This window comes from Brevundimonas sp. (assembly GCF_052436175.1).
GTDB lineage: Bacteria > Pseudomonadota > Alphaproteobacteria > Caulobacterales > Caulobacteraceae > Brevundimonas.
Window position 1 is genome coordinate 1 of sequence record NZ_JBQVNM010000085.1, and the last position, 9193, is coordinate 9193.

10 protein-coding genes are annotated in these 9193 nt (G+C 67.8%); 5 read left to right on the plus strand and 5 right to left on the minus strand.

Going from position 1 to position 9193, the window contains the following annotated elements:
- Positions 1-795: aldehyde dehydrogenase family protein (locus ACT6QK_RS13960; RefSeq protein WP_444598430.1), on the plus strand; the 795-nt coding region annotated here is incomplete at its 5' end.
- 5 nt (positions 796-800) lie between these two features.
- Positions 801-1217 (plus strand): cupin domain-containing protein, encoded by a 417-nt coding sequence (locus ACT6QK_RS13965; protein ID WP_444598431.1) that lies wholly within the window; start codon positions 801-803, stop codon positions 1215-1217.
- 167 nt (positions 1218-1384) lie between these two features.
- Here the strand turns inward: ACT6QK_RS13965 and chrR are convergent, their stop codons facing one another.
- Both chrR and ACT6QK_RS13975 read right to left on the minus strand, forming a co-directional pair.
- Positions 1385-2023, minus strand: a complete 639-nt coding sequence (chrR, locus tag ACT6QK_RS13970; RefSeq protein ID WP_444598432.1) for a cadmium/peroxide/UV radiation responsive anti-sigma factor ChrR — start codon at positions 2021-2023, stop codon at positions 1385-1387.
- Entirely contained in the window at positions 2020-2586 is a 567-nt protein-coding gene (locus ACT6QK_RS13975) for a sigma-70 family RNA polymerase sigma factor (RefSeq protein ID WP_444598433.1), read from the minus strand. Before ACT6QK_RS13975 ends, chrR begins: the two co-directional genes overlap by 4 nt.
- Positions 2587-2778: 192 nt before the next feature.
- Here ACT6QK_RS13975 and ACT6QK_RS13980 point away from each other — a divergent pair, with 192 nt between their 5' ends.
- Positions 2779-4110, plus strand: coding sequence for an NAD(P)/FAD-dependent oxidoreductase (locus ACT6QK_RS13980; RefSeq protein ID WP_444598434.1), 1332 nt, complete (start codon positions 2779-2781; stop codon positions 4108-4110).
- A complete protein-coding gene (locus ACT6QK_RS13985) occupies positions 4107-4949 on the plus strand; it encodes a DUF1365 domain-containing protein (RefSeq protein WP_444598435.1) in 843 nt (280 codons plus the stop codon). Before ACT6QK_RS13980 ends, ACT6QK_RS13985 begins: the two co-directional genes overlap by 4 nt.
- 171 nt (positions 4950-5120) lie before the next feature.
- Here ACT6QK_RS13985 and lldD read toward each other — a convergent pair whose 3' ends face one another.
- From lldD to ACT6QK_RS14000, 3 genes are read right to left on the minus strand one after another with little or no spacing between them, the layout of a single operon-like run.
- Complete coding sequence (gene lldD / locus ACT6QK_RS13990) at positions 5121-6266, minus strand: FMN-dependent L-lactate dehydrogenase LldD (protein ID WP_444598436.1); 1146 nt, start codon at positions 6264-6266, stop codon at positions 5121-5123.
- A 15-nt stretch (positions 6267-6281) separates the two neighbouring features.
- On the minus strand, positions 6282-7043 hold the full coding sequence (locus ACT6QK_RS13995; RefSeq protein WP_444598437.1) for an SDR family NAD(P)-dependent oxidoreductase: 762 nt from the start codon (positions 7041-7043) through the stop codon (positions 6282-6284).
- A 24-nt stretch (positions 7044-7067) separates the two neighbouring features.
- Positions 7068-7871, minus strand: coding sequence for an IclR family transcriptional regulator (locus tag ACT6QK_RS14000; protein ID WP_444598438.1), 804 nt, complete (start codon positions 7869-7871; stop codon positions 7068-7070).
- Between the two features lie 146 nt (positions 7872-8017).
- Between ACT6QK_RS14000 and rhmD the strand changes: the two genes are divergently transcribed.
- The coding region (gene rhmD, locus ACT6QK_RS14005) for an L-rhamnonate dehydratase (protein ID WP_444598439.1) at positions 8018-9193 on the plus strand (1176 nt) is incomplete at its 3' end.

Sequence of the window (9193 nt, forward strand, 5' to 3'; positions counted from 1 at the left end):
CACCCAGACGTGGCGGGCATCAGCTTCACCGGATCCCAGAGCGTCGGTCACGGCGTCCTGACCGGCGCGGCGAAACGCCAGGCCCGCGTCCAGCTGGAGATGGGCGGCAAGAACCCGCTGATCGTGCTGGACGACGCCGACATCGAGCGCGCCGTCATGGTGGCACTGGACGGCTCCTACTTCGCCACCGGCCAGCGCTGCACGGCCTCCAGCCGCCTGATCGTCACCGACGGCATCCACGACAAATTCGTCGCGGCCCTGGCCGAGAAGGTCGCGGCCCTGCGCGTGGGCAACGCCCTGGATCCCAACACCCAGATCGGCCCGGCGGTCTCCGAGGCCCAGATGGAGACCAGCTACAAATACATCCAGATCGCCCGCGAGGACGGCGGTCGTCTGGTCACCGGCGGCGACCGGCCCCAGCTGGACACCCCCGGCTGGTACGTCCAGCCGACCCTGATCGCCGACACGTCCCCGTCAATGCGCATCAACACCGAGGAAGTCTTCGGCCCTGTCGCCTCGACGATCCGCGTCAAGGACTATGAGGAAGCCCTGCACGTCGCCAACGACACCGAGTTCGGCCTGGCCGCCGGCATCGTCACCACCAGCCTCAAGCACGCGCGCGACTTCCAGCGCCGGGCCAGGGCGGGCATGACCATGGTCAACCTGCCCACCGCCGGGGTCGACTATCACGTCCCGTTCGGCGGCACGAAGTCGTCCAGCTACGGCGCACGTGAACAGGGCTTCGCGGCCTTCGAGTTCTACACCCAGACCAAGACCGCCTACAGCTGGAGCTGATCCCGATGCTGGCCTCCGCCCTCGCCGCCCTGCTGATCCAGACGGCCGCCGTCGAACCGGCCCGGCCAATGGTCGTGGTGCGCGAGGCGGAGGTCCGTGTCGAACAGAACCCGCCGCCTCATGACGGGGTCGGTGCCTCCACGGCCTTCCGTCTGTCGGACGCGGCGCCGGGACGGAACTTCGAGTTCCGCAAGCGGATTCTGCACCCCGGCGCCTCGATCGGCCTGCATGTCCTGACCCACGACGAGGTCTATTATGTCGTCTCGGGCCGGGGCGAGGTGGCGTCGGACGGACGAACCGAGGTCATGGGGCCGGAGACCGCCGCCTATCTCTATGAGGGCGCCGACGTGGGCATCAAACAGCTCGGCGACGAGCCGCTGGTGCTCATCATCGCCTATCCCCTCGGCCGCCGCCTGCCCTAACCAGAGCCTGTCGGGCTTTTTTTGAGGCGAGCCGTGCGGGCTGACGTCTAAGGGACATGACCGGAGACGTTCTCGCCTTCCTGCATCACCACATCCGCGCCGTGACGCTCGGCGTGATCGCCGCGGCGGCGGCCTTCATCGCTCTACCTTTCGTCGTCTGACGCGGCTTAGAGCCGCGCGAGCGGCTGGAACAAAGGACCCAGCCAGCCGTCCAGCTTGATCTGGCCGTCCAGGGCCACCACGCACAGGCAGGGCCGGTCGGACACGACCCGAGGCTGGTGCAGCACCTCGGGATCGGCCTCCTCGAAATCGCCGACGTCGAAGCGGGCCTCGTCGGTGGCGTAGGCGCCTTCGATCACACAGGTCAGTTCGACCCCGCCATGGGTATGCTTCGGCGTCTTCATGCCCGAGTTGATCTTCAGCAGGATCACCCGCGTATCGCCGTCCCGGGGCGCCAGGACGTCGCGCGTCCGCATGCCCGGCCCGACCCAGCGCCAGGGTCCGAGCGGATAGCGACGCAGGGGCACCGGCAGTTCGGGCATGTCGTTCAGCGCCGGCTCGGCCTCGACCTCTCCTCCATCGACCTCGACCCGGGCCAGGGCGCGGGCCAGGGCCTGTTCCTCCATCGGCGCCGGATCGAGCGTATCCAGCAGCTCTCCGCCCACGGCCTGCAGGTCGCGCACCCAGGCGGCGTTCTCCGGACGCAGGGCCAGATGCGCCGAGACCACCACGGCTTCGGGCGGGCTCAGCGTGCCGGCCGCATAGGCCAGCAGGCGTTCATGGGAGGGATCGTGACGCACGTTCAACTCGGTTCTCCTTCGCCCGACGGATCGAGCTCGCGACGCAGCTTCATCAGCGCCATGCGGATGCGGGACTTCACCGTGCCCAGCGGCAGTCCCAGACGGTTGGCGACTTCGGAATGGGCGAAGTCCTCGAAAAAGGCCAGTTTGACGGCCTCGATCTGGCCGGCGTCCAGACAGGACAGGGCGGCGCGGACCCTGTCCGCATCCTGGCCGGCGGCCAGCAGATGATCCGGCTGGTCGGGTTCGGCGGGCGCCAGATCGACCTCCTGCAGCCGGGGGGCGCGGGCGTCCTTGCGCAGGACATCCAGCCGCCGATTGCGGGCGATGGTGAAGATCCAGGCGGCGGCGCCGGCCTTCCTCGAATCGAACAGGTCGGCCTTGCGCCACACTGTCAGCAGGGCATCCTGGGCGAACTCCTCGGCCGCGCCGGGGCTCGCGCCCGCCTTCATCAGATAGGCCTTCAGCCGCGGGGCGAAATGCGAGAACAGCTGGGCGAACGCCTCGCGGTCGCGGCGCAGCGCCACGGCCTCGATCAGGCGGTCGTAGTTGGGCGCATCCTCGCTCACGCGATCGCGTTCCCACGAGGATCGGGTCCGCGCGGGACGCGCGTCTGTCGAAGGCTCAAAGGATCGCACCGCTTCATACATCGCCCCCACTACGGACCATTGCGCGGTTCGGATCATTCGTCATCCATGATCGTTATTCTCGCGTAGAGCAGGACAGGACCGCCCCCGGTCTCGACGACCGCTGGAGCCCGAATGACCGCCCTTCCCGCCGACCGCCGCCAGAAGATCGCCGTCATCGGCTCGGGCGTCTCGGCCCTGTCCTGCGCCTGGCTTCTGGCCTCGCGGCATGAGGTCACGGTCTACGAGAAGGCGGACCGGCTGGGGGGCCATTCCAACACCGTCACGGCGCGGACCCCGACGGGCGACATCGCGGTGGACACCGGCTTCATCGTCTTCAACGACGTGACCTATCCCAATCTGGTCGCCCTGTTCGACCACCTGAAGATCGAGAGCCGGGCGACGGATATGTCGTTCGCCGTGTCCATGGACCGGGGCGATTTCGAGTATGCGGCGCCCGCCCTGTTCGCCCAACTTCGCAACATCGTCCGCCCGCGCTTCTGGTCCATGCTGGCGGAGGTGCTGCGCTTCTATCGGAACGCGCCGCGAGACCTCGCCGGGCTGACGGATCCGCATCTCACGCTCGGCGGCTATCTGAAGCGGGAGGGCTACAGCGACGCCTTCCGCGACGACCACCTTCTGCCCATGGCCGCCGCCATCTGGTCCTCGCCGGCGTCGACCCTGCTCGACTATCCGGCGCGCGCCTTCATCCGCTTCTGCGACAATCACGGCCTGCTGAGGCTGACGAACCGGCCGATCTGGCGCACCGTCGTCGGGGGCAGCCGGGTCTATGTGGAGGCCCTGGCCCTGCGGATCGCCGACCGCGCCCGGCTGGGCCGCGAGGTGGTCTCCATCCGCCGGACGGACGACGGGGTCATCGTCACCGACCGCTCGGGCGCCTCTGAGCGGTTCGATCAGGTGGTGATCGGCGCCCACGGCGATCAGGCCCTGGCCATGCTGGAACAGCCTACGGCCGAGGAACGGCGCGTTCTGGGCGCCTTCCGCTACAGCCGCAACATGACGGTGCTGCACACCGATGCCAGCCTGATGCCGAAGCGGCGAGGCGCCTGGTCGAGCTGGAACTATATCGGCTCGGACGACGGCCTGTGCGTGACCTACTGGATGAACAAGCTCCAGGGCCTGCCGGGCACGGACCTGTTCGTGACCCTCAACCCGCCGCGCCCGCCGGCGCCCGACACCCTGTTGCACAGCGAGACCTACGAACACCCGATCTTCAACGCCGGCGCCCTGGCCGCCCAGTCGGAGCTTTGGAGCCTGCAAGGGCGCGGCGGGGTCTGGTTCTGCGGCGCCCACTTCGGTGCGGGCTTCCACGAGGACGGGCTGCAGGCCGGCCTGGCCGTGGCGGAGCAGCTCGGCGGCGTGCGTCGTCCCTGGTCCGTGCCGAACGAGAGCGGTCGCATCCCTCTCGGCGATCCCGCGCCGGCCGTGCTCGAAACCGCGCCGTGACCTCGCAGGCGGATGGATGGGCCTCAGCCCTCTATCGGGGCGGGGTGAGCCATACGCGCCGGCGGCCGAAGGTCCATCGGCTGGACTATCGCGTCTTCTGGCTGCTGCTCGATCTCGACGAGATCGACGATCTGGACCGGCGGCTGCGCCGGTTCTCGCGCAACCGGTTCAATCTGCTGAGCTTCCACGATCGCGACCATGGCGACGGCGAGACCCCGCTGAGAACCCGCATCACGGGCCTGCTAGCGAAGGCGGGGGTGGAGATCGGCGACGGCGCCATCCGCCTGTTGACCATGCCGCGCGTGCTGGGCTTCGTTTTCAACCCGATCAGCACCTACTACTGTTTCGGGCCGGACCAGCGGCTGGCCGCCATGGTCTATGAGGTGACCTCGACCTTCGGCATCCGCCATTCCTATGTCCTGCCGGTGGAGTCCAAGGACGGGGCGCGTGGCCTGATCCGTCAGGGGGCGAGGAAGGCCCTATACGTGTCACCCTTCATGGACATGGCGATGGACTATCAGTTCCGGGGCCATGCGCCGGGCGAGATGGTCGATCTGACCGTCATCGGCTCGGACGCCGAGGGGGTGTTGATCACCGCCGGGCTATCGGGCGACCGCGAGCCCCTGACGGACCGGGCGCTGCTGCGCGCCGCATTGTCGATCCCGCTGATGACGCTGAAGGTGGTGGCGGCCATCCATTGGGAGGCTCTGAAGCTGTTCCTGAAAGGCGTCCGCCTGACCCGCCAGCCCGCGCCGCCGGCGACAGACGCCAGCATCCAGACCCTGACGCCGACTGGATCAGCCGCGAGGGAGGCGCCGGCATCCGCGACGGCCCCCTGAGTTTCCAGATTCTAAAAACGGAGTCGGGAGAGTCCGTAGAGTCGGATCGGCGCGGAGGCGATGATGTCAAAGACCGGGCCTCATCCTGACATCTGGGCCAGGCGATGCGGCTTGAGCGTGTCGAGAATGACCTAATCCGTTGATCGGACGGGGATCATTTGCCGAAGTTCATCACAGCTGACGCTCCGAAGCCAGCGACGATGGGCCCAGATCGGCGATCCGCTTCGCCCCCGTCAGGGTCATGGCGACCCGCATTTCCCTCGCGAACAGGTCCAGAAGGTTGGCCACGCCCGCCTCGCCCCCCGCAGCCAGGGCGTAGACGAAGGCCCGGCCGATCATGACGGCGTCGGCGCCGAGGGCGATGGCGCGCACCACGTCGAGACCGTTGCGGATCCCGGAATCGGCCAGGATGGTCAGTTCGCCCTTCACCGCCTCGGCGATGGCCGGCAGGGCCCGGGCCGAGGACAGCACTCCGTCCAGCTGACGCCCGCCGTGGTTGGATACGACGACACCGTCGGCGCCGAAGCGGACGGCGTCCCGGGCGTCCTCGGGATCGAGAATGCCCTTTATGATCATGGGGCCGTCCCAGAAATCGCGGATCCACTGAAGGTCCTTCCACGAGATCGAGGGATCGAAATTATCGGCTAGCCAGCCGATATAGTCGGCCAGTCCGGTCGCCCGGCCGCGATAGGCCGAGACATTGCCGAGGTCGTGGGGCGTGCCGCGCAGGCCGACGTCCCAGGCCCAGAGCGGGTGGGTCATGGCCTGGATCATGCGGCGGATTTCGGCGTTGGGGCCGCTCATGCCGGAATGGGCGTCGCGATAGCGGGCGCCGGGGACGGGCATGTCCACGGTGAAGACCAGCGTCCTGACCCCCGCCGCCTTCGCCCGCTCCAGGGCGTCCTTCATGAAGCCCCGGTCGCGCAGGACATAGAGCTGGAACCACATGGGCCGGTCGATGGCCGGGGCCACCTCGCTGATCGGACAGACGGAGACGGTGGACAGGGTGAAGGGGACGCCACGCGAAGCCGCCGCCCGCGCCGCCTGGACTTCGCCCCGCCGCGCATACATGCCGGTCAGGCCGACGGGGGCGAGGACGACGGGCAGGTTCAACGTCTCGTCGAACAGGCGGGTGGTCAGATCGACCTCGCCCACCCCGCCCAGCACGCGCTGACGCAGGGCGATGTCGGCGAAGTCCTCGACATTGCGGCGCAGGGTCCGCTCGGCGTAGGCGCCGCCGTCGATATAGTGAAACAGGAAGGGCGGCAGCCGCCGACGCGCGGCCTCGCGATAGTCGGTCGGGGCGGAGATGATCACGCGACGCCCCCTGGCCTACTGGAAGTTGGCGAAGGCGCCGCCATCAACGAGAAGCGCCGCGCCCGACATGTAGCCCGCCATGTCCGAGGCGAGGAAGGCGACGACCGAGGCGATGTCCTCGGGACGGCCGAGACGCCCGAGCGGGATACGGCCCTCCATGTATCGGCGCTTCTCGGGGTCGGCCAGGTCGTCCCTGTTGATGTCGGTGGCAACCGTTCCCGGCAGGACCGAGTTGCAGCGGATGCCGTGCTTGCCCAGCGCCACAGCGCAGGACTGCATCAGACTGTGCACCCCCGCCTTGGTCGGGGTGTAGTGGGTCTGCATCTCGCCCCCGACCAGAGCCGAGATCGAGGAGATGGCGACGATCGAGCCGCCGTCACCCTGTCTGACCATCTGGTTGGCCGCCGCCTGGACCATGAAGTAGGCCCCGTGCAGATTGACCTCCATCGTCCGGCGCAGGGTCTCGACCGGCATGTCGAGGAAGGCGTGGAAAGGACAGATGCCGGCGTTGGAGACGAAGACGTCCACCCGGCCGAGGGCCCCGACGGCGACCTCGACGAAGGCCGTGGCGCTTTCAGGCTGGGCCACGTCGCCGTCCACGGCGATGGCGCGGCGACCCAGGGTCTCGACCTCGGCCACCACGGCGGCGGCCTCGTCGGCGTCATGGTAGGTGTTGATCGCCACGTGGGCGCCCTGCCGAGCGGCCTCGATCGCCGTCGCCCTGCCGATGCCCCGCGATGCGCCCGTGATCAGGACGACCTTGTCTTCAAGCAGCATGGGGGCTCCGGCGGTGTGTTCGGTTCAGGGTTTCGGCGCCCAGCCCAGATCGGTGCTGATGGCGTTGGCGGCGTCGGTGACCGTCTTTGTCAGCTCCGCCATGCGGGCGTCGGACATGTATTGGGCGGCCGAGGAGACGCTGAGGGCGGCGACGATCTTGCCGTCCACGCCGCGCACGGGGGCGGCGACGCAGCGGATCTGGTCCTCGTTCTCCTCCAGGTCGAAGGCGTAGCCCTTCTGCGCATAGCCGCGCATTCGCTCCAGCCAGACGGCGCGGGCGGTCGAATCGAAGGGCGTGCCCTCGGTCGCGTAGAAGTCCGTCCATTCGGGCTCGGACTTGTCGAGGATCAGCGCCTTGCCCAGGCCGGTGGAGGCGATCGGATGCCGTTCCCCCAGGCGCGAGCCGATGTTGATGCGGCGACGACCCGGCACCTTGTCGAGATAGAGAGCGTGGCGGCCGTCCAGAACGCCGAGATGGACCGTGTCTTCGGTGGCGGCCGACAGCTGTTCCAGGTGTGGCCGAGCGACGCGCGGCAGATGCATCTGCTGGCTGGCGGCATGACCGAGCTCCAGCAGTTTCGGACCCAGGGAATAGCCTTCGCGCGGGCGGAACGACAGCAGACGCCGCTCCACAAGAGCCGAAGCCAGGCGGTGGGTGGTGCTGCGGGTCAGGTCCAGCTTCTCCGACAGTTCGGCCAGAGGCAGGGAGCCGTCGATCAGGGCGTCGATGACGTCGAGGCCGCGCAAAAGGGTCTGGCTGCCGGAGGCCTTGCCTCCCGCCTCCTCGACGCCTTCACTGTCGATCGTTGCAGACTTGATTGACGCCATTCGTCCCATCTCGTAATCCTCATTCCCAGAATGTAGCAAAACACGCAAGCCGACCATTCCGAATGGGTCGAGTTTGACGGGTCGCACGGAGAAACGCCAGTGAAATCCCGCATTATGGGAGCCGGTCGTCAGGGTTTGGCGGCAGCATGAGCCGGCTGCCGAAGATCAAGGCTGTGCGCGCCTTCGTCGTGAAGAACGACGGAACCGGGGGCGGCGCCGACTATCACGATCAGGGCGATGGCCACTGGATCGACGACCACATCGCCACCCCGATGGCGAGATACCCTGAGTATCGCCAGAGCCGCCGCAGCTTCGGCATCAATGTGTTGGGCACGCTGGTCGTCGAGATCGAGGCCGAGAACGGCGTCGTGGGTTTCGCAGTCACGACCGGCGGCGAACCGGCCGCCTACATCGTCGAGAAACATCTGGCCCGCTTCCTGGAAGGGCGCGATCCGTCCGAGGTCGAGAAGATCTGGGACCAGATGTATTTTTCGACCCAATACTATGGCCGCAAGGGTCTGGTGGTGAACGCCATCTCGGGCGTCGATCTGGCCTTGTGGGACCTGCTGGGTCGGTTACGTCAGGAGCCGGTCTTCGCCATGCTGGGCGGCCCGGTTCGCGACGAACTGACCTTCTACGCCACCGGCGCGCGTCCCGATAAGGCCCGGGAACTCGGCTTCATCGGCGGCAAGATGCCGCTGCACCATGGCCCCGCCGAGGGCGAGGAGGGTCTGCGCAAGAACCTCGCAGAACTTGAAGCCATGCGGAACGCCTGCGGCGACGACTTCTGGCTGATGTTCGACTGCTGGATGGCGCTGGACCTGAACTATGCTGTCCGGCTGGCGCACGAGGCGCACAAGCTGGGTCTGAAGTGGATCGAGGAGGCCCTCAGCCCCGACGACTACTGGGGCTATCAGGCGCTGAAGAAGGCCGCCCCCAAGGGGATGCTGGTCACCACCGGCGAGCACGAGGCCACCCGCTGGGGCTTCCGCATGCTGCTGGAAATGGAATGCTGCGACATCATCCAGCCGGACGTGGGCTGGTGCGGCGGCGTGACCGAGCTGATCAAGATTTCCGCCATGGCCGACGCCAAGGGGGTGCTGATGATCCCGCACGGCTCGTCGGTCTACAGCTACCACTTCGTCGTTACGCGCCATAACAGCCCGTTCGCGGAGTTCCTGATGATGGCCCCCGGCGCCGACGAGGTCGTGCCCATGTTCCATCCCCAGCTGATCGGCGAGCCCGTGCCCGTGAACGGCCGCCTCAAGGTTCCGGACGCGCCCGGCTTCGGCGTCGAGCTGAACCGAGACATCGCCCTGCAC

What these genes read in the sequence shown, in the direction of transcription:
- ACT6QK_RS13980 (WP_444598434.1), top strand. Translation starts at nt 2,779, where the DNA reads ATGACCGCCCTTCCCGCCGACCGCCGCCAGAAGATCGCCGTCATCGGC.
- ACT6QK_RS13995 (WP_444598437.1), bottom strand. Translation starts at nt 7,043, where the DNA reads ATGCTGCTTGAAGACAAGGTCGTCCTGATCACGGGCGCATCGCGGGGC.
- ACT6QK_RS14000 (WP_444598438.1), bottom strand. Translation starts at nt 7,871, where the DNA reads ATGGCGTCAATCAAGTCTGCAACGATCGACAGTGAAGGCGTCGAGGAG.
- ACT6QK_RS13965 (WP_444598431.1), top strand. Translation starts at nt 801, where the DNA reads ATGCTGGCCTCCGCCCTCGCCGCCCTGCTGATCCAGACGGCCGCCGTC.